Origin of the sequence: Pelomonas margarita, assembly GCF_043555875.1 — a bacterium.
Lineage (GTDB): Bacteria > Pseudomonadota > Gammaproteobacteria > Burkholderiales > Burkholderiaceae_C > Pelomonas > Pelomonas margarita.
Genome location: NZ_JBIGHW010000012.1, coordinates 90,260 through 114,605 on the forward strand (window position 1 = coordinate 90,260; position 24,346 = coordinate 114,605).

General features: G+C 70.2%; 27 protein-coding genes. 20 read left to right on the forward strand and 7 right to left on the reverse strand.

Annotation, left to right across the window (positions count from 1 at the left end; genetic code table 11):
* Positions 1-18: 18 nt before the first annotated feature.
* From ACG0Z3_RS18815 to ACG0Z3_RS18825, 3 genes are read left to right on the forward strand one after another with little or no spacing between them, the layout of a single operon-like run.
* Positions 19-1,233, forward strand: a complete 1,215-nt coding sequence (locus tag ACG0Z3_RS18815) for an acetyl-CoA C-acyltransferase (protein ID WP_394400296.1) — start codon at positions 19-21, stop codon at positions 1,231-1,233.
* A gap of 3 nt (positions 1,234-1,236) precedes the next feature.
* The gene (locus ACG0Z3_RS18820) at positions 1,237-1,770 is read left to right on the forward strand and encodes a DUF1569 domain-containing protein (RefSeq protein ID WP_394400298.1); all 534 of its coding nucleotides are present in this window, start codon (positions 1,237-1,239) and stop codon (positions 1,768-1,770) included.
* 13 nt (positions 1,771-1,783) lie between these two features.
* Positions 1,784-2,548, forward strand: a complete 765-nt coding sequence (locus tag ACG0Z3_RS18825) for an enoyl-CoA hydratase (protein ID WP_394400300.1) — start codon at positions 1,784-1,786, stop codon at positions 2,546-2,548.
* A 65-nt stretch (positions 2,549-2,613) separates the two neighbouring features.
* On the opposite strand, the gene ACG0Z3_RS18830 is transcribed toward ACG0Z3_RS18825, so the two are convergent.
* The 3 genes from ACG0Z3_RS18830 to ACG0Z3_RS18840 all read right to left on the reverse strand — a co-directional run bounded on the left by ACG0Z3_RS18830 (position 2,614) and on the right by ACG0Z3_RS18840 (position 4,756).
* Positions 2,614-3,210 (reverse strand): phage tail protein, encoded by a 597-nt coding sequence (locus ACG0Z3_RS18830; protein ID WP_394400302.1) that lies wholly within the window; start codon positions 3,208-3,210, stop codon positions 2,614-2,616.
* A gap of 71 nt (positions 3,211-3,281) precedes the next feature.
* On the reverse strand, positions 3,282-4,085 hold the full coding sequence (locus tag ACG0Z3_RS18835; protein WP_394400304.1) for a hypothetical protein: 804 nt from the start codon (positions 4,083-4,085) through the stop codon (positions 3,282-3,284).
* Between the two features lie 248 nt (positions 4,086-4,333).
* Positions 4,334-4,756 carry an acyl-CoA thioesterase gene (locus tag ACG0Z3_RS18840; RefSeq protein WP_394400306.1) on the reverse strand — a complete coding sequence of 141 codons (423 nt, stop codon included), beginning with the start codon at positions 4,754-4,756 and terminating at the stop codon, positions 4,334-4,336.
* Here ACG0Z3_RS18840 and ACG0Z3_RS18845 point away from each other — a divergent pair.
* Positions 4,755-6,605 carry an ABCB family ABC transporter ATP-binding protein/permease gene (locus ACG0Z3_RS18845; RefSeq protein WP_394400308.1) on the forward strand — a complete coding sequence of 617 codons (1,851 nt, stop codon included), beginning with the start codon at positions 4,755-4,757 and terminating at the stop codon, positions 6,603-6,605. The genes ACG0Z3_RS18840 and ACG0Z3_RS18845 overlap by 2 nt on opposite strands.
* 27 nt (positions 6,606-6,632) lie before the next feature.
* On the opposite strand, the gene ACG0Z3_RS18850 is transcribed toward ACG0Z3_RS18845, so the two are convergent.
* The 3 genes from ACG0Z3_RS18850 to ACG0Z3_RS18860 form a co-directional block, all read right to left on the reverse strand.
* Positions 6,633-6,944, reverse strand: a complete 312-nt coding sequence (locus ACG0Z3_RS18850; RefSeq protein WP_394400310.1) for a hypothetical protein — start codon at positions 6,942-6,944, stop codon at positions 6,633-6,635.
* Between the two features lie 63 nt (positions 6,945-7,007).
* Positions 7,008-7,628 carry a UPF0149 family protein gene (locus tag ACG0Z3_RS18855; RefSeq protein ID WP_394400312.1) on the reverse strand — a complete coding sequence of 207 codons (621 nt, stop codon included), beginning with the start codon at positions 7,626-7,628 and terminating at the stop codon, positions 7,008-7,010.
* Between the two features lie 11 nt (positions 7,629-7,639).
* Positions 7,640-7,879: a hypothetical protein gene (locus ACG0Z3_RS18860; RefSeq protein ID WP_394400314.1), complete on the reverse strand. Its 240-nt coding sequence runs from the start codon at positions 7,877-7,879 to the stop codon at positions 7,640-7,642.
* Between the two features lie 44 nt (positions 7,880-7,923).
* Between ACG0Z3_RS18860 and ACG0Z3_RS18865 the strand changes: the two genes are divergently transcribed.
* The 3 genes from ACG0Z3_RS18865 (at position 7,924) to ACG0Z3_RS18875 (ending at position 11,858) form a co-directional block, all read left to right on the forward strand.
* Complete coding sequence (locus ACG0Z3_RS18865; RefSeq protein ID WP_394400316.1) at positions 7,924-8,769, forward strand: transposase; 846 nt, start codon at positions 7,924-7,926, stop codon at positions 8,767-8,769.
* Positions 8,770-8,817: 48 nt separating this feature from the next.
* The gene (locus tag ACG0Z3_RS18870; RefSeq protein ID WP_394400318.1) at positions 8,818-11,052 is read left to right on the forward strand and encodes a penicillin-binding protein 1A; all 2,235 of its coding nucleotides are present in this window, start codon (positions 8,818-8,820) and stop codon (positions 11,050-11,052) included.
* A 107-nt stretch (positions 11,053-11,159) separates the two neighbouring features.
* Positions 11,160-11,858 carry a hypothetical protein gene (locus ACG0Z3_RS18875; RefSeq protein WP_394400320.1) on the forward strand — a complete coding sequence of 233 codons (699 nt, stop codon included), beginning with the start codon at positions 11,160-11,162 and terminating at the stop codon, positions 11,856-11,858.
* Here the strand turns inward: ACG0Z3_RS18875 and ACG0Z3_RS18880 are convergent.
* Positions 11,815-13,176, reverse strand: coding sequence for a S41 family peptidase (locus ACG0Z3_RS18880; protein ID WP_394400322.1), 1,362 nt, complete (start codon positions 13,174-13,176; stop codon positions 11,815-11,817). The two genes, ACG0Z3_RS18875 and ACG0Z3_RS18880, sit on opposite strands and share 44 nt — an antisense overlap.
* Positions 13,177-13,327: 151 nt before the next feature.
* On the opposite strand from ACG0Z3_RS18880, the gene ACG0Z3_RS18885 reads away from it, so the two are divergent.
* The 13 genes from ACG0Z3_RS18885 to napA all read left to right on the forward strand — a co-directional run bounded on the left by ACG0Z3_RS18885 (position 13,328) and on the right by napA (position 24,332).
* Positions 13,328-14,182: a phytanoyl-CoA dioxygenase family protein gene (locus tag ACG0Z3_RS18885; protein ID WP_394400324.1), complete on the forward strand. Its 855-nt coding sequence runs from the start codon at positions 13,328-13,330 to the stop codon at positions 14,180-14,182.
* 135 nt (positions 14,183-14,317) lie between these two features.
* Positions 14,318-15,148 carry a BON domain-containing protein gene (locus ACG0Z3_RS18890; protein WP_394400326.1) on the forward strand — a complete coding sequence of 277 codons (831 nt, stop codon included), beginning with the start codon at positions 14,318-14,320 and terminating at the stop codon, positions 15,146-15,148.
* A gap of 69 nt (positions 15,149-15,217) precedes the next feature.
* Positions 15,218-15,838, forward strand: coding sequence for a heme ABC exporter ATP-binding protein CcmA (ccmA, locus tag ACG0Z3_RS18895; protein WP_394400328.1), 621 nt, complete (start codon positions 15,218-15,220; stop codon positions 15,836-15,838).
* The gene (gene ccmB / locus ACG0Z3_RS18900) at positions 15,835-16,509 is read left to right on the forward strand and encodes a heme exporter protein CcmB (protein ID WP_394400330.1); all 675 of its coding nucleotides are present in this window, start codon (positions 15,835-15,837) and stop codon (positions 16,507-16,509) included. Before ccmA ends, ccmB begins: the two co-directional genes overlap by 4 nt.
* Positions 16,506-17,246 carry a heme ABC transporter permease CcmC gene (gene ccmC, locus ACG0Z3_RS18905; RefSeq protein WP_394400332.1) on the forward strand — a complete coding sequence of 247 codons (741 nt, stop codon included), beginning with the start codon at positions 16,506-16,508 and terminating at the stop codon, positions 17,244-17,246. Before ccmB ends, ccmC begins: the two co-directional genes overlap by 4 nt.
* Positions 17,243-17,401: a hypothetical protein gene (locus ACG0Z3_RS18910; protein WP_394400334.1), complete on the forward strand. Its 159-nt coding sequence runs from the start codon at positions 17,243-17,245 to the stop codon at positions 17,399-17,401. The genes ccmC and ACG0Z3_RS18910 overlap by 4 nt, the downstream gene beginning before the upstream one ends.
* Positions 17,398-17,820: a cytochrome c maturation protein CcmE gene (gene ccmE / locus ACG0Z3_RS18915; RefSeq protein ID WP_394400336.1), complete on the forward strand. Its 423-nt coding sequence runs from the start codon at positions 17,398-17,400 to the stop codon at positions 17,818-17,820. Before ACG0Z3_RS18910 ends, ccmE begins: the two co-directional genes overlap by 4 nt.
* Complete coding sequence (locus ACG0Z3_RS18920; protein ID WP_394400338.1) at positions 17,817-19,730, forward strand: heme lyase CcmF/NrfE family subunit; 1,914 nt, start codon at positions 17,817-17,819, stop codon at positions 19,728-19,730. The genes ccmE and ACG0Z3_RS18920 overlap by 4 nt, the downstream gene beginning before the upstream one ends.
* Entirely contained in the window at positions 19,727-20,257 is a 531-nt protein-coding gene (locus tag ACG0Z3_RS18925) for a DsbE family thiol:disulfide interchange protein (RefSeq protein WP_394400340.1), read from the forward strand. Before ACG0Z3_RS18920 ends, ACG0Z3_RS18925 begins: the two co-directional genes overlap by 4 nt.
* Positions 20,254-20,670, forward strand: coding sequence for a cytochrome c-type biogenesis protein (locus ACG0Z3_RS18930; protein ID WP_394400342.1), 417 nt, complete (start codon positions 20,254-20,256; stop codon positions 20,668-20,670). Before ACG0Z3_RS18925 ends, ACG0Z3_RS18930 begins: the two co-directional genes overlap by 4 nt.
* On the forward strand, positions 20,667-21,362 hold the full coding sequence (locus tag ACG0Z3_RS18935) for a tetratricopeptide repeat protein (RefSeq protein ID WP_394400344.1): 696 nt from the start codon (positions 20,667-20,669) through the stop codon (positions 21,360-21,362). The genes ACG0Z3_RS18930 and ACG0Z3_RS18935 overlap by 4 nt, the downstream gene beginning before the upstream one ends.
* 74 nt (positions 21,363-21,436) lie before the next feature.
* On the forward strand, positions 21,437-21,748 hold the full coding sequence (locus tag ACG0Z3_RS18940; protein ID WP_394400346.1) for a chaperone NapD: 312 nt from the start codon (positions 21,437-21,439) through the stop codon (positions 21,746-21,748).
* A gap of 34 nt (positions 21,749-21,782) precedes the next feature.
* The gene (gene napA, locus ACG0Z3_RS18945; protein ID WP_394400348.1) at positions 21,783-24,332 is read left to right on the forward strand and encodes a nitrate reductase catalytic subunit NapA; all 2,550 of its coding nucleotides are present in this window, start codon (positions 21,783-21,785) and stop codon (positions 24,330-24,332) included.
* The last annotated feature ends 14 nt before the right edge of the window (positions 24,333-24,346 follow it).

The following is a 24,346-nucleotide window of genomic DNA, read 5'->3' on the forward strand; positions in this document are numbered from 1 at the left end:
ACTGACCAAGGAAACACCATGAGCAAGCAAGTCCAAGACGCCTACATCGTCTCCGCCACCCGTCTGCCGATCGGCAAGAGCGGCCGCGGCTACTTCAAGAACACCCGCCCTGACGAAATGCTCGTCAAGGTGATGCAGGCCGCGCTGGCCCAGGCCCCGGGCCTGGACCCCGCGGCCATTGAAGACGCCATCGTCGGCTGTTCCTTCCCCGAAGGCGAGCAGGGCATGAACATCGCCCGTGTGGCCTCGGTGCTGGCCGGCCTGGGCAACACCATCGGCGGCGTGACCGTGAACCGCTATTGCGCGTCGGGCATCACCGCCGTGCAGATGGCGGCTGACCGCATCCGCGTGGGTGAGGCTGACGTGATGTTCGCCGGCGGCGTGGAGAGCATGTCCATGATCCCCATGGGCGGCAACAAGCCCAGCCTGTCGCCGCTGATCTTCGAACGTGACGAGAACATCGGCATCGCCTACGGCATGGGCCTGACGGCCGAGAAGGTCGCCGCGCAGTGGAAGATCAGCCGCGACGCACAGGATGCGTTCTCGGTGGAGTCTCACCGCCGCGCCGTGGCCGCCATGCAGGCCGGCTACTTCGACGCCGAGATGACGCCGTTCGACGTCGTCGAGCGCACGCCCAACCTGGCCGACGGCACCGTCAACGTGAAGACCCGCACCGTCAAGCTCGACGAAGGCGCGCGCCCCGATACATCGATCGAGGGCCTGGCCAAGCTCAAGCCCGTGTTCGCTGCCAAGGGCAGCGTCACCGCCGGCAACAGCTCGCAGACGTCCGACGGCTCGGGCGGCCTGCTGATCGTCAGTGAAGCGGCGCTCAAGCGCTACAACCTGACGCCGCTGGCCCGCTTCGTGTCGTTCGCCGTGCGCGGCGTGCCGCCCGAGATCATGGGCATCGGCCCCATCGAGGCCATCCCGGCTGCGTTGAAGGCCGCCGGCATCACTGCCGCACAGCTGGACTGGATCGAGCTGAACGAAGCCTTTGCCGCGCAGTCATTGGCCGTGCTGAACGATCTGGACAGCAAGGGCATCGAGCTGGACCGCGCCAAGGTCAACCCCAACGGCGGCGCCATCGCGCTGGGTCACCCGCTCGGCGCCACCGGTGCCATCCGCGCGGCCTCGGTCATCCACGGCCTGCGCCGCACTGGCGGCAAGTACGGCATGGTGACGATGTGCGTCGGCGCCGGCCAGGGCGCTGCAGGCATCTTCGAGCGCCTGTAATCCATGGACCGCCGCTGCGCGCTGAAGACCACGACGGTGTTGCTCGCAGCGGCGCCGCTGGCCGGCTGCTCGGGCCGGCTCAAGACCTTCACGGCCTGGCAACAGGCCCGCCAGGCTGTGCTGGAACTGCTGTTCCAGGACAAGCTCGTTCAGGGCAACCCCTGGAACCTGAGCCAGGTCCTGCAGCACCTGGCCCAGAGCATCGAGTTCTCCATGCAGGGCTTTCCGATGCTCAAGGGGGCCTGGTTCCGCTCCACGGTGGGCTCGGCGGCCTTCGCCGTCTTCAGCGGCCGGGGCGAGATGAGCCACGACTTGAGCGAGCCCATCCCCGGGGCGCCCGCGCTGGACGCAGCCCAGGCGCTGAAGGATGCGGTGAACCGTTTGCTGGCGGCGATGGACGCGTTTGCTGAATTCAGCGGTACGCTGCGACCCCATTTCGCCTATGGCGAACTGACCAAGGCGCAGTACGAACGTGCGCACCTGATGCACCTGGCCAATCACTGGACACAGTTCCACGCCAGGACGGCCCAGGCCTGAACCGGAGAGCCCGATGACCATCAAGACTTACACCGTCAACGGCGTGGCGACGATCGAGATCGCCCGCCCCGAGAAAAAGAACGCCATCACGCAGGACATGTACCAGCAGATGGCCGACGCGCTGCGCGCCGCCGATGCGGCAGCCGAGGTGCGGGCCGTGCTGATCACGGGCCAGCCCGGCATCTTCACGTCTGGCAATGATCTCGAAGACTTCATGGGCCGGCCGCCGCGCGGCGAGGATGCGCCCGTGTTCCAGTTCATGCATGCCTTGCTGGACTGCGGCAAGCCCGTCGTGGCAGCCGTGACCGGCGCGGCGATCGGCATCGGCACGACGTTGCTGCTGCACTGCGACCTCGTCTTCGTCTCAGATGAGGCGCGCCTGGCCATGCCCTTTGTCGGGCTGGGTCTTGTGCCCGAGTTCGCGTCCAGCGTGGTCGTGCCCCAGTTGATGGGTAATGTGCGTGCAGCTGAGAAGCTGCTGCTGGGTGACCCCTTCACCGGTGAGCAGGCCGTGGAGTGCGGCATTGCCAATCGCGTACTGCCCGGCAGCGAGGTGCTCAACCATGCGCGCCGTGTGGCCGAGCGCTTCAACACGCTGGCCCCGGGCGCCGTGCGCGACAGCAAGCAGCTGATCCGCGGCCCGCAGCGCGAGGCCATCAAGGCGGCTGTCACGCGCGAGGCCGAGCTGTTCAGTGCCCGGCTGCGCAGCCCGGAGGCCATGGAAGCCTTCCAGGCCTTCTTCCAGAAGCGCGTGCCGGACTTCTCGAAGTTCAGCTGAGAGCCAGAGACGGGGTCAAGAGGCCCCGCCTGTGGCCCGTTGATTTCCTGCGGGCCGCCCTGGCCTCAGTTGCGCGAGGGGAAGATGCCCTCCAGCGCGATGCACATCTTGAGCCCGAGGTAGGGGTTGCGCATGGGCACCGGCTGGCTGCCCCCCGCCGACGTCACCGTGATGGCGCTCGTACCCATATTTGTGTCTGCTGCACCGCTGCTGTAGATATTGGAGCGTGCCAGCTTGGCCGGCACCGCGCTGGCCGGGCTGTCGGTGGTGCCGGCACCTGTCGTGCCGCGCGCCACTGCGGCGTGGCTGTGGACCGGCATCTGGCTGACGTTGAGGGTCACGGTTTCAGTGCCGGCTCGCTCGCCCAGTCCGACCTGAGAAAGCCCGGGGCCCTGTCCGTCGCCGATGGCGCTGCGCCCGCGCAGATCGGGCAGGGCGAAGGTGGTCTGGCCATTGCCGCCGTAGGTCGTTCCCAGGATGGAGAACAGTGCTGTGTTCTGGCTGATCGCCAGAGTCTGGCCAGCGGCCTCGGCATAACTGCGTGGACAGAAGTTGCCCGCGAACATGCAAATCGAGCCCAGGATGGGCTCGGTGGAGCAGGTGGCATGGGCGGCCGGTGCGAGCAGGGCGGCAGACAGCGGGATCAGGTAGCGCAGGGTCATGACAGGCCTCCGGGGTGATGGAAGTGATTGCGAGACTTGCGGGCCGACCCGACCCGCTCAGGGGGAGTGGGTCAGCTGCGAACCTTGCGAACCAGGCCCAGCAGGCCCAGCGCGGTCAGGGCCAGTGGCAGGCTGGCCGGCAGCGGCAGCCTGCCGGGGTCGTCGCCGCTGGCGTCGATGCGTTGCAGGCTGAGGAAGGCATCCAGCCCGGCGTTGAAGTTGCCTGGCTCAAACACTCCGCCTCGCATCGTCTGCAGGGCAGTGAAATAGCCCGACTGACCCGGTGCCAGGGTGATGGAGAAGGTGTCGGCGACGCTGGCCAGGGCCTTGTTGTTGCCGGGGTTGAGCGTGTCGGTGAAGAAGTCGGTGTAGATCAGCTCGGTGTAGACCGCGTCATAGACGCTGAGCGAGGACGCCGCGAAGGCATCGTCACCGCTGGCCTGAGCCAGGTTGCCCTGCCCGTAGGCAGCCTGGAACAGGATGGTGAAGGTCTGGGTGGCTGAGGTGTTGATCAGGTCGATGCGGTAGTCGACAAATACGAAACCGGCGGTCATGTCCGGGGCGGTCGGGCTGCTCATGCTGCCGCTGCCAGACAGGGCCGCGCCGATGCCGTCGCCCGTGGCGGTGAAGGCGCCGGACAGCGGGCCGCCCGCAGGGCTGCCGTTGAAGCTGCTGGACGTGCTGCCGCCGCCACTGAGCAAGCTGAGCTGCCCCGTCTGCGCGGCGCCGCCGGTGGGTGTGGTGGAGTTGGGCAGATCGAAGCTGACCTGACCGGTGATGCTCAGGCCAGCGGGCACCGGGGCTGCCTGGGCCGCGACGCCGGCCAGCAGCAGTGCTGTGATCAGGCCGAGTTGGGGACGCGAGAGGAAGGGCATGCGAATCTCCCTGGAAGGCGGTGTCCAGGGGCGAGCAGAAAGCATGCCGGCAGCAGGTTTTCTTTGTCCGTCAATGACTTGCGGCGGCAGCAGCGAAGTGCCTGCGCGTAGGTGGCAAAACCGCTGACATCGGGAAACTCGGGCTTGAAAACCGGTGAGGTGCTCGGCGGGTCCCGGCCGCCTGCGGCTCTGCTCGCGGGGGCGGCGCTCTGGTGCTGCGCCGCGACGTGGGTCGGTGGCGCGTGGCGTCAGGCCGGTGTGTCGCGAGCCGGGTTGACCAGGCGAGGCTTGCCTTCGCGATCGATGGCCACGTAGGTCAGGTTGGCCTCGGTGACCTTGACGATGTGCAGGTTCTCGGGGTCGCGCTCGGCGAACACTTCCACATGCACCGTGATGGAGGTGCGGCCCACGCGGGTGATGGTGGCGTAGAAGCTCAGCAGGTCGCCGATGGAGACAGGCTGCTTGAACGTGAATTCGTTGACCGCCACTGTCGTGATCCGGCCGCGTGACAGCCGGGCCGGCAGGATGGAACCGGCAATGTCCACCTGCGCCATGATCCAGCCGCCGAAGATGTCGCCATTGGCGTTGGAGTCGGCGGGCATGGGCATCACGCGCAGCACGAGCTCGCGGTCGCCGGCTTTGTGCTGGGCGGGGATGGAATCCTGAGGCATGTCGTTCAGTGGGGAGAATCCGGCGTTCATATTGTCGGGCCTGCGCTTGAGATCCTCACCTTCAGCATCATCCGTGCCACCGAGCGGCCCTGCCGCGCGTGGCGACTGGGGCACCGTCGCCCGACTGCTGCCCTACCTGTGGCGCTACCGCTGGCGCGTCGGCCTCGCATTGGCCTTCATGGTGGGCGCCAAGCTCAGCAACGTCGGCGTGCCCGTGCTGCTCAAGCACCTCGTCGACAGCCTGGATCTCAAGCCCGGTGAGCCTCAGGCCCTGCTGGTTGTGCCGCTGGGGCTGCTGCTGGCCTATGGCGCGCTGCGGCTGTCCACGTCGCTATTCACCGAATTGCGTGAGCTGATCTTCGCCAAAGCCACCGAGGGCACGGCGCGCAGCATCTCGCTGCAGGTGTTCCGGCATCTGCACGACCTGTCCCTGCGTTTTCACCTGGAGCGCCAGACCGGTGGCATGACGCGCGACATCGAGCGCGGCACGCGCGCCGTGCACTCGCTGATCAGCTACTCGCTCTACAGCATCGTGCCCACGCTGATCGAGGTGGTGCTGGTGCTGACGCTGCTGGGCGTGCAGTTCGACGTCTGGTTCGCCGGCATCACGGTGGCGGCGCTGGCCGTCTACATCGCGTTCACCGTCGTCGTCACCGAATGGCGCACCAAGTTCCGGCGCCAGCTCAACGAGCTCGACTCAGTGGCCCACAGCCGCGCGATCGACTCGCTGCTGAACTACGAGACGGTCAAGTACTTCAACAACGAGGGCTTCGAGGCCGGCCGCTACGACGAGAGCCTGGAGAAGCTGCGCCGAGCGCAGCTCAAGAGTCAGACGACGCTGTCGCTGCTCAATACCGGCCAGCAGCTCATCATCGCGATGGCGCTGGTGCTGATGCTGTGGCGGGCGACGCAGGGCGTGGTGGACGGGCGCTTGAGCCTGGGAGACCTGGTCATGGTCAATGCCTTCATGATCCAGCTCTACATCCCCCTGAACTTCCTGGGCGTCATCTACCGCGAGATCAAGCAGGCCCTGGCCGACATCGAGAAGATGTTCGTCCTGCTGGACCGCCAGCGCGAGGTGGCCGACACGGCGGATGCGCGCGAGCTCGCCGTCAGTAGCGCCGCCGTACGCTTTGACGACGTGCACTTCGCCTACGACCCTGAGCGCCCCATCCTGCATGGTGTCAGCTTCGAGATCCCGGCGGGCAAAAAGGTGGCCGTCGTCGGCCCCAGCGGCTCCGGCAAGAGCACGCTGGCGCGGCTGCTGTACCGCTTCTACGACGTCGGCGCCGGCTGCATCAGCATCGACGGACAGGACATCCGTACCGTCACCCAGCACAGTCTGCGCAAATCCATCGGCATCGTGCCGCAGGACACCGTGCTGTTCAACGACACCGTGGCCTACAACATTGCCTACGGCCGCCCTGGCGCCAGCCAGTCCGAGGTGGAGGCGGCCGCCCGGGCGGCCCACATCCATGCCTTCATCGCCGCCACGCCCAAGGGCTATGACACCATGGTGGGCGAGCGCGGGCTGAAGCTGTCGGGCGGCGAGAAGCAGCGCGTGGCCATCGCCCGCACGCTGCTGAAGAACCCGCCGCTGCTGATCTTCGACGAGGCCACCTCGGCGCTGGACTCCACCAACGAGCGTGCCATCCAGGCCGAGCTGGAGGCCGCCGGCCAGGACAAGACCGTGCTCGTCATTGCGCACCGCCTGTCCACGGTGGTGGACGCGCACGAAATCCTGGTGCTGGAGCAGGGCCGCATCGTCGAGCGAGGCCGGCATGACGCGTTGCTGGCCCGCAGCGGCCGCTATGCGGAAATGTGGCGGCTGCAGCAGTCCGCCGGTTGAGGCTCCGGTGAGCCCCCGGACGCGCCGTCAGTGTGGCTTCTTGGGCTTCTCGAAGCTCTTGGGTCGGTAGACGTTGCCGTCCCACTCGCCCTCCACGCGGCCGCTCTGGGCGGACTCGCGGGCGCGGCGGATCACGCGTTCGGCCTCCAGCGCGGCAGCGCGCGTCTGGCGCTGGCGTCGGCGCCAGCCGGTCGCACGGTCGATCTGCGCCCGCAGCGTGTCACCCAGCCGGGCGAAGACCGTGTCCACGCGACGACGCAGCCGGTCGGGCAGGGCCATGTGCACGGCCAGCGCGATGCAGGTGGCGAGGCCCAGGGCGGCGAGCACGGTGTTGAGCATGGCGGGAGTGTGAAGCAAAGCCGGGGCGGCATCCACCTGCGTTGAAGGGATGCGGCCCGTGGATCACGCTTGCTGGTGAATCGCCCACAACGCCAGCATGGCGTCAGGAATGCCGCGGCTGGCTTCGTCGCGCGCCTCGGCGCCGGCCTCGGCCAGCGCGCCTTCGGGGCTGCCCAGCGCCGCGATGGGCGCCAGCAGCGGTGCCGTGGCGCCGCCCTCGAACAGCGGCGCCCAGGCCTCGGGCGCCAGGTCCACAGCGGTCAGGAAGCCGGCGGCCCAGTCCTCGGCGTCGGCGTACTCGGTGTCCTCGTCCTCGTCCTCGCCGTCGGCGAAGCTGAAGATCGGCTCCCAGGCCTGCGGACGCTCGGCCCAGGCCAGCGCGATGGACTGCAGGTGGCGCAGTACCAGCATCACCACCTTCTTGCGCTGCTTGCCGCTGGCAAACGGCGCGTTGTCGTCGTCCTCGCCGTCGCCGCCCCAGATCACCGGCAGCCAGTCGGCACCGGGCAGGTCGGCCAGCGCGCGGCCGGGCGTCAGCAGCAGGCCGGCCAGGTAGCCGTCCAGCGCCTCGATGTTGAGGGCGGCGTCGGCGGGCAGGTCGGCCAGCAACTCGTCGAGGTCGTTCAGCTCCTCGTCGGACAGCGGGCGGTTGTCGGAGGCGGGGTTGTAGTGGGGGTAGTTCATGGGTGTCGTTCTCAGCCGTGGCGGCCGTGGCGGCTCTTGGGTTTCTTGGTGTCGAACTCGGCCAGCTGCGCCTTCAGCAGCGCCATCAGCACGCGGGCATTCTGCTCGGTCAGCATCAGCATGCTGCTGGGCTCCATCCCTTCCAGCGGTTCGCGGTGGGACACGAGCGCGTCCACCTTGAACAGCACCTGGCCATGGACGTTGTTGGCCGCAGCCTTGAACTTCTGGATCTCGATCTGATGCGTCTTCATCCGGCTATCTTGCCATTCCGGGCCGGTCGGCATAAGGTCGCCGCATGGCGCGACCCCCTCGACTCGAGATCGCCGGCGCGGTCTACCTCATCAGCGCACGCTGTCCTGCCGATGGCGGGCTGCAGGCTTTTGCCGACGACGCTGACCGCGCCGAGATGCGGGCGCTGCTGGCCCAGGCGCTGCACCGCTTCGATGCGCAGGCGCTGGCCTATGCGCTGATGCCGGAGCACTACGAGCTGCTGCTGTTCACGCGGCGCGCCAACCTGTCGGCGTTGATGCGCCACCTCAACGGCGTCTACACCCAGCATGCGCAGCGGCGCCATGGTTTTGCCGGGTCGCTGTTTCAGGGGCGCTTCCATGCCGTGCTGGTGGATCGCGAGCAGCATCTGCTGGACGCCTGCCGCTGGGTGGACCTGAACCCCGTGCGCGCCGGACTGGCGCGCGGCGCGGCCGAGTGGGCAGGCTCCAGCTTCCGCGCGCTGGCCGGCATGGAGGCCGCGCCCGCCTGGCTGGATGTGGATGGCCTGCACGGCCACCTGCTGGGCAAGCCCGCGGCCACTGCCGCGCAGCGCCGTCTGGCGGGTGAGCGCTATGCGCGGCTGGTGGCGTCCGAGCCGGGGCTGCAGCTGTGGCCGGGCCGGCTGCGCGAGCAGATCTTCCTGGGCGACGCCGACTTCGCTCGCCGCATGCGCGCGGCCGGCGTGGCGCCGCGACGCGTGGCTCGCACCGGCTGGGCCGAGTGGCTGCGCCGCGCCGAAGGTGGGCGTGAGCAGGCGCTGTGGCTGGCCCACACCGAAGGGGGGGTGTCCATGACCGAGCTGGCTGAGCGGCTGGGGTTGTCGGTGTCGCGCATCAGCCGGCTGATCGCTGCGGCCGAGCGCAGCCCCTGAGCGTGCGCCCCGCCGGCGTGGCGCTGTGCAGCCTCTAGGATGCGCGCCATGCTCAAGCTCCTTGCCCGACGTCCCTGGCTGGCCGCGCTGGTTGGCATCCCGCTGGCGACGCTGCTGCTCACCGCCATCGCGGCGGCCATCGTCTGGACCCAGCTGCCCGCGCTGGACACGCTGACCGACTACCAGCCTCACCAGCCGCTGCGCGTGATGAGCGCCGACGGCCAGTTGCTGGGCGAGTTCGGGGCCGAGCGGCGCCGCTTCGTGCCGCTGAAGGACATCCCCAAGCCCCTGCAGGATGCGCTGCTGGCCGTCGAAGACGCCGACTTCTGGACCCATGGCGGCATCGACTTCGGCGGCATCCTGCGCGCCTTCGTGCGCAACCTCACGCACAGCGGGCCGCTGCATGGCGCGTCCACCATCACGCAGCAGCTCGCCCGTGACACCTACCTGAGCAAGCAGCAGCGCTGGACCCGCAAGTTCGTGGAAGCGCTGCTGGCGCTGAAGATCGAAGGAGCGCTCAGCAAGGCGCAGATCCTGGAGATCTACATGAACCAGATCTACCTGGGCAACCGCGCCTACGGCTTCGCCGCGGCGGCCGAGCGCTATTTCGGCAAGCCGCTGGAGCGCCTAAGCACCGGTGAGATGGCGCTGCTGATCGGCCTGCCTAAGAACCCTAACGGCCTGAACCCCGTTCTCTATCCCGAGCGCGCGCGGCGCCGTCAGGCCGTGGTGCTGGAACGCCTGGCCAGCGTGGGCCAGATCACGGCTGTGCAGGCCCAGGCGGCCCGCGACAAGCCGCTGGTCATCCAGCGCCCGAAGCGGCTGTCCGGCGTGGCCGACCACGCCGCCGAACAGGTGCGCCAGGAGATGCTCACGCGCTTTGGCGAGGATGTCTACACACGTGGCATCACGGTGACGACGACGCTGCTGTACGCCGAGCAGGCGGCCGCGCAGCAGGCGCTGCGCCAGGCGCTGTTCGATCTGGAACGCCGCCAGCCCTTCCGCGGCCCCGAGGCGACGGCGAAGCTGCCCGCGAGCGACCAGGACGAGGGCTTCGACGACGCGCTGGACGCCGCCTTCGACGCCCACCCCGACCTGGGTGAGCTGCGCACCGCCGTGCTGCTGGCGCAGGACAAGGCCGGCGCCCAGCTCGTGCTGGCCGATGGCGAGCGTTTGCAGCTCAAGGGCGGCGCGGCGCGGCCGCTGCAGTCGGCCAAGCGCGGCGCCGTCGTGCGCGTTCTGGCCTCGGGCAAGACCTGGCTGCTCAGCCAGACGCCGCAGGCCGAGGGCGCTGTCGTCACGCTGGATCCGCAGACCGGTGCCATCCGTGCCCTGGTGGGTGGCTTCGACTTCGCGCGCAATCAGGTCAACAACGCCACGCAGGCCTGGCGCCAGCCGGGCTCGGCTTTCAAGCCTTTCGTCTACTCGGCCTTGATCGAGCAGGGCGGCTGGGCCGGCACCCTGGTCAGCGACGAGCCCTTCGTTCAGGGCGAGTGGGCGCCGCGCAACTACGACGGCCAGTACGAGCCCGCGCTGACGCTGCGCGAGGGCCTGGCGCGCTCCAAGAACATGGTGACCATCCGCGTCGCCCAGGCGCTGGGGCCGCAGCGCGTGCGCGGCTGGGCCGGCAAGTTCGGGCTGGACGAGGAGCGCCAGCCGCTGAACCTGACGCTGGCGCTGGGCTCCGGTGCTGTCACGCCGCTGCAGATGGCTCAGGCCTATGCCGTCTTTGCCAACGGCGGCCAGTTGCCCACCGGCTGGCTGATCCAGCGCGTGCAGGATGCCCAGGGAGAGCTGCTGTTCCAGGCCGAGCCGCCCAAGCTGCGGCCAGCCATCAGTCCGCGCAATGCCTTCATGACGTCACAGCTGCTCGCCGCAGTCACGAGAGAGGGCACCGGCGCCCGTGCCAGCAGCCTGCTGGGCCGCTGGGACTTGTACGGCAAGACAGGTACGACCAATGACGCGGTGGACGCCTGGTTCTGCGGCTTCCAGGCGGCTCGCGCCGGCGCGGTGTGGATCGGCTATCCGACGCCCAAGTCCCTGGGCGAGCGTGAGAGCGGCGGCGGCCTGGCGCTGCCGGTGTGGGCCTCGACCATGGCCGTGGCGCTGCGCGGCCAGCCCAGCAGTCCGCTGGCACCGCCACAGGACGGCGGCCTGTTGGAGCAGGACGGCCAGTGGTTCTACAGCGAGTTTGCGGGCGACCTGGCCATTGCCCGCATCGGCGTGGCCGACCAGCCGGCCGAGGCCACGCCGCCCGACACGCCCGCGTCGGCGCCGCCCTGAGCGTGGTCGGCCTGCCGAGATGTGAGCAGGCCTCACCGGGGTAACAGTTCATGGCGGGGCCGCTGCGGGCCTAGAGTGGGTGGCCTCTGCACTGCCCGTTGTTCGCCATGCCGCGCTCCCTGCTCCTCGTCGCCCTGCTGCTGCTGGCTGGCTGCGCTGCCCTGCGTGAGGGGCGAGAGGGACGAGAAGCGCGCGACCGTGCCGCGCCGCGTGAGGTGGCCACCGAGGCCCGCATGGCGCAGGCGCCGTCGGTGGCCGGCGTGGCCGAGGAGCCTCTGGGCCGCTTGCCCTGGGGCCGCCAGGGCGAGCTGACGCTGGACGGCCAGCGCGTGCGCTACACGCGCGGGGCCGAGAGGCTGTCGCTGTTCGAGCCGCTGCCCGCCGGTGTGCGCGAGCCGCTGCGCTTTCAGGCGGGCGAGACCGTCATCGTCTGCGAGGGTTGGACGCCGTCGTCAGCGGCCGGCCTGGCCCCGCCGTCCTGGGTGCTGAGTTGCCAGTGGGGCCGGGGCCCGGCAGCGATGCTGCAGATCGGCGAGGGGCCGCTGCGTCAGGGCCAGCGCGTGCGCGAGGGGGCCTACCGGCGCGGCGACCTGACCGTGGGCCTGCGCTCGGCGCACCAGCGGGAGGGCGGCGCGCCACCGCAGCCGCAGGCGGTGGGTTACGAGATGCTGCACCAGGGCACTGTGGTGGGCAGCCTGGACCTGTCAGGGGTCACGCCGCGGCTGCGCCGGCCCGACCCCGCCACGCCGCTGGGCCGCGCCGTCACCGAGGCTGCATGGGCGCTGCTGCTGGTGTCGGAGCGCTGAGCGGCTTGGCAGCCACCGGGCCGCGCGCGGCAAGGCGGCCCAGCAATGCCACGGCGGCCTCCAGGTCCGGGTCGCGGCCTGCCTGCAGTGCGGCGCGGTCCAGCGGCACGGCCACGTCCGGCACCACGCCCCGGCCTTCGATGCGCGGGCTGCCTTGCAGCGCGAAGTCCACCTGGCTGAACGACAGTGCGCCGCCGCCGGGCAGCTCGATGAGGCCCTGCACGCCCAGCAGGCAGCCGCAGCTGGTGCGGCCCACCACCTGGGCGCGGCCCAGCCCCTGCAGCGCTGCCGCCACCAGCTCGCTGGCGCTGGCGCTGCCCTCGTCCACCAGCACGACCACGGCGCCGCCGTAGGGCGCGGCGTTGCCGTGCGTCATCAGCTCGGTCCCGGTGACGTTGAACAGCCCGAACAGGCGGGTCAGTGGCTTGCCGTCGCGCGTGAGCAGCTTGCCCACGGCCACCTTGCGCGGGAACAACTCTGTCAGCAGCGTGGTGGCCATGGCCATAGAGCCGCCGCTGTTCTGGCGCAGGTCGATGACCAGGCCGGGCGCCTGGCGTAGGTCGAACAGGGCCACCCCCAGCGGGGTGCGCTTAGCGAGGTCGGGGTCGAAGGCTGACAGGCGCAGATAGCCGTGGCCCGAGGGCAGCAGCTGGCTGCTCATCACCGGGCGGTCCGGCAGCAGGGCGCGCGTGAGCATGTGCTGCCGGCGCTGACCGCCAGCCTCCAGATCCAGAGCCAGCGTGGGTTCAGTGCTGCCGGCATCGCCGGCATTCAGCCGCCGGGCGGCGCTGCGCAGCTGGGCCCGTGGCGTCGAGCTCTTGCGTGCGTCCGCCAGCGTGGCGTGCCACCAGTCCAGTGCCGGCTGGCCAGCGATGCGCTGTACCGCGTCACCGGGCTTCAGGCCCTGGCGCTCGGCGTCCGAGCCCGGCGCCACGCCCGTGACCACCAGCTCCCCAGCGATCTCGTTGACGCGCAGGCCCAGCGTCAGCGACTGCTTGGCCTTCCACCATGCATGGCGGCGTGGCGACAGCACCTGAGTGTGAGCATCGCCCAGCTCGGCGGTGAGGCGATCCAGCAGCTCCCAGAACTGCTCGTCAGTGGCGGCGGCCAGGGCCTGCGGGCGCAGGCGAGCGGCACTGGCGTCCCAGTCCACGCCGCGCAGTTGCGGGTCGACGTATTGCTCCCGCACGCGATGCCGCACGGTGTCGAAGGCCTCGGCCCGCTGCGCGGCGTCCAGCGTCGCGCCTGGCGGCAGCGGCGCCACGGCGGCGCAGCCCAGCAGTTGCACGAGCAGCAGCGCGATCAGCATCTTCTTCATGGCGGAATCCAACGAACGGGGTGGGCGTTGCGAGCGTCGCCACGACCGGCGCGCGCCGTGCGACGGTGGCGTCAGACCAGCCGTCGGCGGCCATCGTAAGCGCTGGGTCGGCGGAGGCCACACAATCAGGCACCCAGTTGTCCGAGACACCATGAGCACCGCTGCCGACCTCGCCGCCATGTATGCCGACCAGGGCTTTCTCGTCATCCCCGGCTTCAAGTCCGCCGCCGACATCGCCTCTCTGCGCGAGCGCGCGCTGCAGATCGTCGACGCATTCGATCCCGGCGAGCAGCGCCCGGTGTTCACGACCGAGGAGCAGCAGCGCCATGTGGACGACTACTTCCTGGACAGCGGCGATCAGGTGCGCTGCTTCTTCGAGGAAGAGGCCTTTGATGCGGAGGGCCGCCTGCGCGTGCCCAAGGAGCTGGCCATCAACAAGATCGGCCACGCGATGCACGACCTCGATCCGGTCTTCAGCGCCTTCTCCAAGGGCGAAGCGCTGCGCGGCGTGGCTGCTGGCCTGGGCCTGACGAGGCCGCAGGTCTGGCAGAGCATGTTCATCTTCAAGCAGCCCGGCATCGGCGGCGAGGTGCGCTGGCACCAGGACGCCAGCTTCTTCGAAAGCGACCCCATCACGGTGACCACCTTCTGGTTCGCGCTGGAAGACGCGACGCTGCAGAACGGCTGCCTGTGGGCGGAGCCCGGCGGCCATCAGGGCCCGCGCGGTGTGCTGCGCGAGCGCTTCGTGCGCGAGGGCCGCAAGGCCTGGATGGAACAGGTCGACGCCACGCCATGGCCGGCGGCCGATTCCCGGCAGGCCGTGCCGCTGGAGGTGGAAGCCGGGTCGCTGGTGGTGTTCCACGGCCTGCTGCCACATTACTCGGCGGCCAACCGCTCCGAGAAGTCGCGCCATGCCTACACGCTGCATGTAACGGACGCGGCCAGCCGCTACTCGCCGCGCAACTGGTTGCAGCGTGGCGCGCAGTTGCCCGTACAAGGTTTCTGACAGGCCTCACATCCGCTCACGGGCGCTGCCCATCGTCCTACAGCCCGAGGGCCGCCACGCCGGCACGGCCGACGCCGGCCGCCGCCCACAGTTGCCTCCATCGCAAACGTCGACAGACGACGACAGGAGGCTGACATGAAGTTCCCGACATCTGTGCACGCCGACGGTTGGGCCCGACACATCGACACGACACCGTCTGCAATGCCGGCGCGCCATGCGCCCCGGCCGGGTGCGCGCCTGGATGTGCGGGCGCCATGGGCTGGCGAGCCCGGGCACCCCGAGCGGGTGTCCGCCATGGCCGCAGCGCCGGCACCGCAATGGGCGCGGCCGACGGCCTGGTGGATGGCGGTGGGCGCGGGTGCCGTGGCGGTGGCCGGGCTGGCCTTGTGGGATCTGCAGTATCTGGGCCGCCCGGGCATGACGCCCGTGTCGCCGGCGGTGATCAGCGGCACGGTGCAGCCCGACCCGGTGCTGGCGGCAGCAGCGCCCTCGGCCGAGCCCGCTGCAGAGCCGGTGCCGCCCGCCGTGGCTGCCGAGCCTGCGGCTGAGCGGCCGACCCTGCGCACGGCAGCGCCGCGCGCCGAGCCGGTGGCACGGGTCGCGCCGCGCACGCCGGCGCTGCAGCCGCCGCCGGCCGCTGAGTTGCCGCTGGAACTGCCGCCGACGGCCGCCGGCCCTGTTGCGGTGGCATCGCCGGTCGATGCCGCGGCGCAGCCCATCGCCGAGGACAGCGGCATCACGGCGCAGGTGCGCAGTGCGCTCGCCGCGGACGCCACGCTGGCCCCGCTGCCGATTGCAGTCAGCACCCACGAGGGTGTGGTGCGGCTGGACGGCCAGGCGCCTGATGCGACCACGCGTGAGCATGCGGCGGTCGTGGCGGCCAGCGCGGCCGGCGTGAGAGCGGTGGACAACCGGCTGACGCTGCCGCTGCTGGCGGGGCTGAGCCTCTCGCCGGCACGGTCGTGAGCGGGTTTTTGTCGCTGGCTTGATCCAGTTCAAAGCAGGGCAGGGGGCGGGGCATGACACTGCGCCGGCATGTCCCCGACGCCTCCCTCCGCCCCTGAAGCCGCCCTGCTGGAAGCCGCCGATCTCTGCGCCGAGCGCGGTGGCCGGCGTCTGTGGCGCGGGCTGAACCTGCAGCTGCACGCCGGCGACTGCCGCTGGCTGCGGGGCGCCAACGGCTGTGGCAAGACCACGCTGCTGCGCACGCTGGCCGGGCTGCGCGCGCCGTCGGCGGGCCGCGTGACGCGGGGCACGCTACGCTACCTCGGGCATGCCCAGGCGCTGTCCGCCGAACTCAGCGTCAGCGAATCGCTGCGCTTCTCTGCCAGCCTGCAGGGGCTGTCGGCCAGCGAGCCCTTGCGGCCGGCGCTGGAGCGGCTGGGCCTGCTGCGCGAGGCCGCGCGGCCGGTGCGCCAGCTCAGCCAGGGCCAGCGGCGCCGCGCGGCGCTGGCGGCGCTGGCCCTGCCACAACCTGCCGGCACCGTGTGGCTGCTGGATGAACCCTTTGACGCGCTTGACGATGACGGCGTGCGTCGCCTGCAGGGCCTGTTAGACGCGCACGCCCGCAGCGGTGGCGCGGTGTTGTTCACCAGCCACCAGGAAGCGGCGGCCCTGGTCGTATGCCGGGGTGACGAGTTGAGGCTGTCCGCATGAGCGCGGGTGTGTCGGCCCGGTTGCTGCTGTGGCGTGAGCTGCGCCTGGCGCTGCGTCGCCCCACGCAGGGTCTGCTGCCGCTGGTGTTCTTCATCGTCGCGGCCAGCCTGTTCCCGTTGGGTGTTGGCCCGGAACCGCAGCGGCTGCGCGAGATGGCGGGCGGCGTGATCTGGGTCTGCGCGCTGCTGGCGGCGCTGTTGTCGCTGCATGCACTGTTCGAGGCCGACGCCCAGGATGGCACGCTGGATCAGCTGTTGATGGCACCGCACTCCGCGCTGCGGCTGGCGGCGGTGAAGGCGGCCAGCCACTGGTTGATCCATGGCCTGCCGCTGCTGCTGGTGGCACCGCTGCTGGGCCTGATGTTCGGTCTGCCGGTGTCGGAGCTGGGCCTGCTGTCGCTGACGCTGCTGCTGGGCACGCCGCTGCTGAGCCTGCTGGGCGGGCTGGCTGCCGCGCTAACGCTGGGCCTGCGCCACGGTGCGCTGCTGAACTTGCTGATCGTGCTGCCGCTGGCGGTGCCGGTGCTGATCTTCGGCAGCGGCGCGCTGGCGGCGCGCCAGGCCGGCTTGGCGGTAGACGGTCACCTGTCGCTGTTGGCCGCGCTGCTGCTGGCGGCGCTGTTGTGCGTGCCCTGGGCCACGGCGGCCGCATTGCGGATCTCGCTGTCATGAACCGGCTGCGCCTGTACACCTTTGCTGCGCCGCAGCGCTTCTTCGCGCTGGCCGGCACGCTGCTGCCCTGGCTGTGGGCGCTGGCGGCGCTGGCGGGCGTGGCGGGCCTGGTGGTGGGCTTCGTGGTGGCGCCCACCGATGCCACGCAGGGCGAGGTGTACCGCATCATCTTCCTGCACGTGCCCACGGCCTGGCTGTCCATGGTGCTGTACGTGGCGATGGCGTTCTGGGCTGTTGTGGGGTGGGCGTTCAAGGCGCGCATGGCGTCGCTGCTGGCCCACGCGATAGCCCCCACGGGGGCGCTGTTCACGCTGCTCGCGCTGGTGACGGGCGCGCTGTGGGGGCAGCCCACCTGGGGCACCTGGTGGGTGTGGGATGCACGGCTGACATCGGAGCTGATCCTGCTGTTCCTGTTTGCCGGCTACATGGCGCTGGCGGGTGCCATCGAGGACGCGCACCGCGCCGATGCGGCCAGCGCGCTGCTGGCGCTGGTGGGGGTGGTGAATGTGCCGGTCATCTATTTTTCGGTGCGCTGGTGGAACACGCTGCACCAGGGCGCCAGTGTCAGCCTGACGGCGGCGCCCACGATGGCGCACACGATGCTGCTGGGCATGCTGCTGATGACGCTGGCCTGCTGGGCCTATGCCTTTGCCGTGGTGTTCCTGCGCGCCCGCGCGCTGGTGCTGGAGCGCGAGGCCAGCACGCGCTGGGCCCGCCAACTGGGAGTCGACACATGAGTACCAACCCCTGGCCCTTTGTGCTTGGCAGCTACCTGCTGGGCGCGCTGGTCTTTGTGCTGGAGCCGCTGCTGGCTGCGCGCCGGCTGGCCCGGGCGCGCCGTGCGCTGGCTGCGGACGACGAGTCCGGTGTCGACGAACGGGACCTGGCATGAAGCTGCGTCATCGTCGACTCGCGCTGGCGGCGGGTGTGCTGGCCGTGTTGGGCGTCATCGCGGCGCTGGTGGTCAATGCCATGCGCTCCAACCTGGTGTTCTTCTACACGCCGACCCAGGTCGTCGCGCACGAGGCCCCGCAGGGGCGCAGCTTCCGCGTCGGCGGGCTGGTGGAGCCCGGCAGCCTGAGCCGTGAGGGGCTGGCGGTTCGCTTCGTCGTCAGCGACGGCGCGCAGCGCCTGCCCGTGCGCTACCAGGGCGCGCTGCCCGACCTGTTCAAGGAAGGCAAAGGCGTGGTGGTGCAGGGCCGGCTGGACGGCGTCGACTTCCTGGCCCGCGAGGTGCTGGCCAAGCATGACGAGAACTACATGCCTCCCGAGGCAGCAGCCGCGCTGAAAGCGGGAGGGCACGCGCCTTGATCGTCGAGCTGGGGCATCTGGCGTTGTGGTTGGCGCTGGCCGTGGCGGTGCTGCTGGCTGTGCTGCCGCTGCGGGCGGCGGCGCGGGACGACCTGCGCGGCATGCGGCTGGCCGCGCCGTTGACGGTCTGGCTGGGCGTGTTCGTGCTCGCGGGCTACGCCGCGCTGAGCTGGGCGTTTGCGAGCGCCGATTTTTCGGTGGCCTATGTGGCACGGCATGCCAACCGGGAGCTGCCGCTGGCCTACCGGCTGGCGGCGGTGTGGGGCGGGCATGAGGGCTCGCTGCTGCTTTGGGCGGCCCTGCTGTCGGGCTGGATGCTGGCGCTGCGCGCCGCCAGCGGCGACTGGCCCGATGCTCTGCGGGCTCGGGTGCTGGGCGTGATGGGTGGGCTGGCGGCGGGCTTCCTGTTGTTCCTGCTGGCTGCGTCCAACCCGTTCGAGCGCGTGCTGCCGGCGCTGCCGGACGGCAACGACCTCAACCCCTTGCTGCAGGATCCCGGCATGGTGCTGCACCCGCCAATGCTCTACATGGGCTACGTCGGTTTCACGGTGGCCTTCGCGTTCGCGGTCGCGGCGCTGCTGGGCAGCGAGATCACGCCGGCCTGGGCGCGCCGCGCGCGGGCCTGGACGCTGGCGGCCTGGAGCAGCCTGACGCTGGGCATCGCGCTGGGCAGCTGGTGGGCGTACAGCGAACTGGGCTGGGGTGGTTGGTGGTTCTGGGACCCGGTGGAGAACGCATCCTTCATGCCCTGGTTGGCTGGCACGGCGCTGCTGCACTCGCTGGCCGTGACGGAGAAGCGTGGCGCCTTCAAGGCCTGGACTGTGCTGCTGTCGGTGCTGTGCTTCGGGCTGGCGCTGCTTGGCACTTTCCTCGTGCGCTCCGGCGTGCTGAGCTCGGTGCACGCGTTCGCGACCGACCCGCGGCGCGGGTTGTTCATCCTCGCCTTCCTCGTGGTGGTGGTGGGCGGTTCGCTCGCGCTGTATGCCACCCGCGCCGGCCGGCTGGGCCTGGGCGCGCGCTTCCACTGGCGCAGCCGGGAGACGGCGCTGCTGGCCAACAACGCGATGCTGGTGGCCGCCTGCGGCGCCGTGCTGCTGGGTACGCTGTACCCGCTGCTCTTGGATGCGCTGACCGGGCAGAAGCTGTCGGTGGGGCCGCCGTACTTCGAGGCCGTGTTCGTGCCGCTGATGGCGCCGGTCGTGCTGCTGATGGGCCTGGGGCCGCTGCTGCGCTGGAAGCAAGCCGACACGGCCGAGCTGCTGAAGCGGCTGCGCCTGCCCTTGCTGCTGGCGCCGCTGGCGGCCGGGGTGCAGGCGTGGGCCAGCGGGCTGACGTCGCTGCCGGGTGTGCTGGGCCTGCTGCTGGCGTGGTGGGTACTCGCTACGGTGGCGGCCGATGTGGGCGCGCGCTGGCGCACCGGCATGCCGCGCTCGGTGGCGGCGATGCAGCTGGCCCACGCGGGCGTGGGCGTGTTCATCGTCGGCGTCACGCTGGTCGGCAGCCTGCAGGTCGAGCAGGACGTGCAGCTGGCGCCGGGTGACGTGGCCGAGGTGGGCGGCTACCGCGTGCAGATGCAGTCGCTGCGCACGGTGGAGGGGCCGAACTACCGCGCTGCGCAGGCGCAGCTGGCCTTCAGCCGTGACGGTCATACCGTCGCGGTGCTGCGGCCCGAGAAGCGCGTCTACAACAGCAGCGAGATGCCCATGACTGAGGCTGGCATCGACAGCGGCTGGTGGCGCGATCTCTACGCCTCGCTGGCCGAGCCGCTGGACACACCGCGTGGCAGGGCCTGGATCGTGCGCGTGTCCATCAAGCCCTGCGTGAACTGGATCTGGGGCGGCTGCGTGCTGATGGCGCTCGGCGGGCTGCTGGCGGCGTCGGACCGGCGCTACCGGGGAGCGCCCGCATGAGCCGCTGGCGCATCTGGCTGCCGCTGCTTGCCTTCGCGTTGCTGGCGCTGCTGCTGGCCCGCGGGCTGCAACTTAACCCGCACGAGCTGCCGTCGCCGCTGGTGGGCAAGCCCGTACCGGCGCTGACGCTGACGGCGCTGCACGATGGCGGGGCGGGTCTGCGCACTGATGGCTGGCGCGGGCGGGTGACGCTGCTGAACGTGTGGGCCTCCTGGTGCGGGCCCTGCCGCGAGGAACACCCGCAGCTGCTGGCGCTGGCGCGGCGCCACCCTGGCGTGCGCGTGGCCGGGCTGAACTACAAGGACGAGCCGCAGGCCGCGCGCCGCTGGCTGGCCCAGCTGGGCGACCCGTTCGCCGAGATTGGCGCCGACCTGGATGGCCGCGCGGGCATCGAGCTGGGCGTGTACGGCGTGCCGGAGACCTTTGTCGTCGATGCGCAGGGCCGCATTCTCTTCAAGCATGTGGGCCCGCTGACCGACGAGGTCATCGCGCGCCGTATCGAGCCGCTGCTCAAGGAGGGCGCATGAGGCGCGTCGCGCTGGCATGGCTGCTGGGGGCGGGCGTGGCTGTGGCGGGATCGCCGCCGCCGGCCGAGGTCGATGCGCGTGTGCAGCACCTGGCCACGCAGCTGCGCTGCCTGGTCTGCCAGAACCAGACGCTGGCCGACTCCCACGCGCCGCTGGCCCTGGACCTGAAGGCTCAGGTGCGCGAGCAGGTGCAGGCCGGCCGCAGCGACGACGAGGTGCTGGCGCACCTGACGGCGCGCTACGGCGACTTCGTGCGCTACAAGCCGCCGCTCAAGGCCAGCACCTGGCTGCTGTGGCTGGGCCCGGTGCTGCTGTTTGGCGCCGCGCTCGCCGGGCTGGTGCTGGCGCTGCGGCGCCGTGCGGCCGTGCCCGCGCAGGATTTCGACCCCGACCCGGACGAGCCGCCGACATGACCCACGACCCCCTGCGCCACCTGTCCCAGCTGCGCGGGCTGCGCGAGCAGCTGCAGCAGTTGCCGACCGAATCTCCGCAGCGCGCCGAGGTCACGGCGGCGCTGGTGGCGGCCGTGATGGCCACGCGACCGGCCGAACACCCGCCGCTGCCCTGGCGCCAGCGCCTGGCGCTGGCGGGCTTCGTGCTGTGCGTGGGCCTGGCGGGCTATGCCGCTACCGGCAGCCTGCAGGGCTGGCAGGCACGTCCGCCGGTGGATGCCGGCGAGGCCATGGTGCAGCGGCTGGCCGGCCGGCTGGCCGCCGACCCTGGCGCGGCGAGCGCGGCTGACTGGGCCATGCTGGGGCGCTCGCAGGCCGTGCTGGGCCGCGATGCCGAGGCCGCTGAGGCCTACCGCCGTGCGCTGGCGCTGCAGCCCGATGCCGACACGCTGACCGCCCTGGCCGACCTGCTGGCCACCGGCCGTGGCGGCGCGCTGCAGGGCGAGCCGGCGCAACTCATCGCCCAGGCCCTGGCACTGGCGCCCGAGCACCCGCGCGCGCTGGCGCTGGCCGCTGCCGTGGCCTGGCAGGCCGGCCGACGCGACGAGGCTGCACGGCTGTGGACCCACCTGCGTGAGCTGTTACCGGCCGACGACCCGCTGCGTGCCGCGGCGGAGCGCGGCCTTGCACTGCAGCAATCCGGGCGGCCTTGATCTGTGACAAGGACGGGCCATGCCCGCGTGGCCACACTGCAGGCAGTGGAAATTGGTGACGCACGGAGCAAGGCATGTCGGTACTGGGAGTGGTGGCGCGGGTTCGACCCGAGGACTTGCCGGAGATCCTTGACCGGCTGGCCGGGTCGCCCGGTGTCGAGCTGGCCGGCAACCCCGGTGACGGGCGGCTGGTGCTGGTCATTGAGGACAGCCCTGGCTGCACGGCCGCCGCGCGGCTGGGCGAGCTGGCTGAATGGCCGCCCATGCTGTCCACCTCGCTGGTGTACGAGTACTCCGGCCCCGATTCCCCGGCTGCGCACGCGCCCGTGACGCACTGGCGCAGCCCGCTGCGCGACATCGCTGCCGACCGCCCCGCGGCCGCCTGACCGCTTCAACCCCATCCGTTCCAGGAGAGCCCCCATGACCGTCGACACGAACGAAAGCCGTCGCGTGTTCCTGAAGACCCAGGCCGCCGCCGCTGCCGCTGCTGCGGCCGGCCTGCCGGTGAGCATTCCCGTGGTGGCCGCGCCCGCCGACACTGCCGTGCGCTGGGACAAGGCACCATGCCGCTTCTGCGGCACCGGCTGCTCGGTCGTGGTGGGCGTGCAAGGCGACAAGGTGGTGGCCACGCAGGGCGACCCGGAAGCGCCGGTCAACCGCGGGCTGAACTGCATCAAGGGCTACTTCCTGTCCAAGATCATGTATGGCAGCGACCGGCTGACGACGCCGCTGCTGCGCAAGAAGAACGGCGTTTACGACAAGCAGGGCGAGTTCACGCCGGTGAGCTGGGACGAGGCCTTCGACATCATGGCCAGCAAGTGGAAGGCTGCGCTCAAGGAAGCTGGCCCCACCAGCGTGGCGATGTTCGGCTCCGGCCAGTGGACGGTCTGGGAGGGCTATGCCGCCAGCAAGCTCTGGAAGGCCGGCCTGCGCTCCAACAACCTCGACCCGAACGCCCGCCACTGCATGGCCTCGGCCGTGACCGGCTTCATGCGCACCTTCGGCATCGACGAGCCCATGGGCTGCTACGACGACATCGAGCAGGCCGACGCCTTCGTGCTGTGGGGCAGCAACATGGCCGAGATGCACCCCATCCTGTGGAGCCGCATCACCGATCGCCGCCTGTCCCATCCGGGGACCAAGGTGGCGGTGCTGTCGACCTACGAGCACCGCAGCTTCGACCTGGCCGACATCCCCATGGTCTTCCAGCCGCAGACCGATCTGGCGATCCTGAACTACATCGCCAACTACATCATCAAGAACGGCAAGGTGAACCAGGAGTTCATCAAGAAGCACGTCAACTTCAAGCAGGGCGAGACCGACATCGGCTATGGCCTGCGGCCCGGCCACGCGCTGGAGAAGGACGCCAAGTCCAACGGCTACCCCGGTGCGGACGGCAAGCCCAAGGGCAGCCCCAACGATGCCAAGCCCATCGATTTCGATGCGTTCGCCAAGTTCGTGTCGGAGTACACCGCCGAGAAGGTCAGCGCGCTGTCGGGCGTGCCTGTCAAGCAGTTGGAAGACCTGGCCAAGCTCTACGCCGACCCCAAGGTCAAGGTCATGAGCCTGTGGACCATGGGCTTCAACCAGCACACGCGCGGCACCTGGGCCAACAACCTCGTCTACAACATTCACCTGCTGACCGGCAAGATCAGCCAGCCGGGCAACAGCCCGTTCAGCCTGACTGGCCAACCCAGCGCCTGCGGCACGGCCCGCGAGGTGGGCACCTTCGCCCACCGCCTGCCGGCCGACATGGTGGTGACCAACCCCGAGCACCGCAAGCACACCGAGGAGATCTGGGGTCTGCCCGACGGCACCATCCCCGACAAGATCGGCCTGCACGCCGTGGCCATGTCGCGCGCGCTGAAGGACGGCAAGCTCAAGTGCTACTGGAACACCACCAACAACAACATGCAGGCGGGGCCGAACATCAACGACGAGATCCTGCCCGGCTGGCGCAACCCGGCGGCCTTCATCGTCGTCAGTGACGTCTACCCCAACGCGAGCGCGATGGCGGCCGACCTCATCCTGCCCAGCGCGATGTGGGTGGAGAAGGAAGGTGCCTTCGGCAACGCCGAGCGCCGCACACAGGTGTGGCGCCAGCAGGTCAGCGCGCCGGGGCAAGCCCGCAGCGATCTGTGGCAGTTCATGGAGTTCAGCAAGCGCTTCAAGATCGAGGAGGTCTGGCCCGCCGAGCTGATCGCCAAGAAGCCCGAGTTCAAGGGCAAGACGCTGTTTGACGTGCTCTACAAGAACGGCAAGGTCAACAAGTTCCCACTGGCCGACCTCACCAAGGTCAACGCCAAGTACATCAAGGACTACAGCAACGACGAGTCCAAGGCTTTCGGCTTCTACGTGCAGAAGGGCTTGTTCGAGGAGTACGCCGAGTTCGGTCGCGGCCATGGGCATGACCTGGCACCGTTCGACACCTACCACGAGGTGCGCGGCCTGCGCTGGCCCGTCGTGGAGGGCAAGGAGACGCTGTGGCGCTTCCGCGAGGGCTACGACCCGTACGTGAAGAAGGGCGAGGGCGTGAAGTTCTACGGCCACAAGGACGGCAAGGCCGTCGTCTTCGCGCTGCCCTACCAGCCGGCCGCCGAGGTGCCCGACAAGGACTACGACCTGTGGCTGTGCACCGGCCGCGTGCTGGAACACTGGCACACCGGCTCGATGACACGCCGCGTGCCCGAGCTGCACCGTGCCGTGCCCGAGGCGCTGCTGTTCATGCACCCGGACGACGCCCGCGACCGCGGCCTGCAGCGCGGCATGAAGGTCAAGGTGGCCTCGCGCCGTGGCGAGATCCAGGTGCAGGTCGAGACCAAGGGCCGCAACAAGGTGCCGCGCGGCCTGGTGTTCGTGCCCTTCTTCGACGAGGGGCGGCTGGTCAACAAGCTGACGCTGGACGCCACCTGCCCGATCTCCAAGGAGACGGACTTCAAGAAGTGCGCCGTGAAGGTGGTGAAGGCGTGATGCCAGGCTGCTGC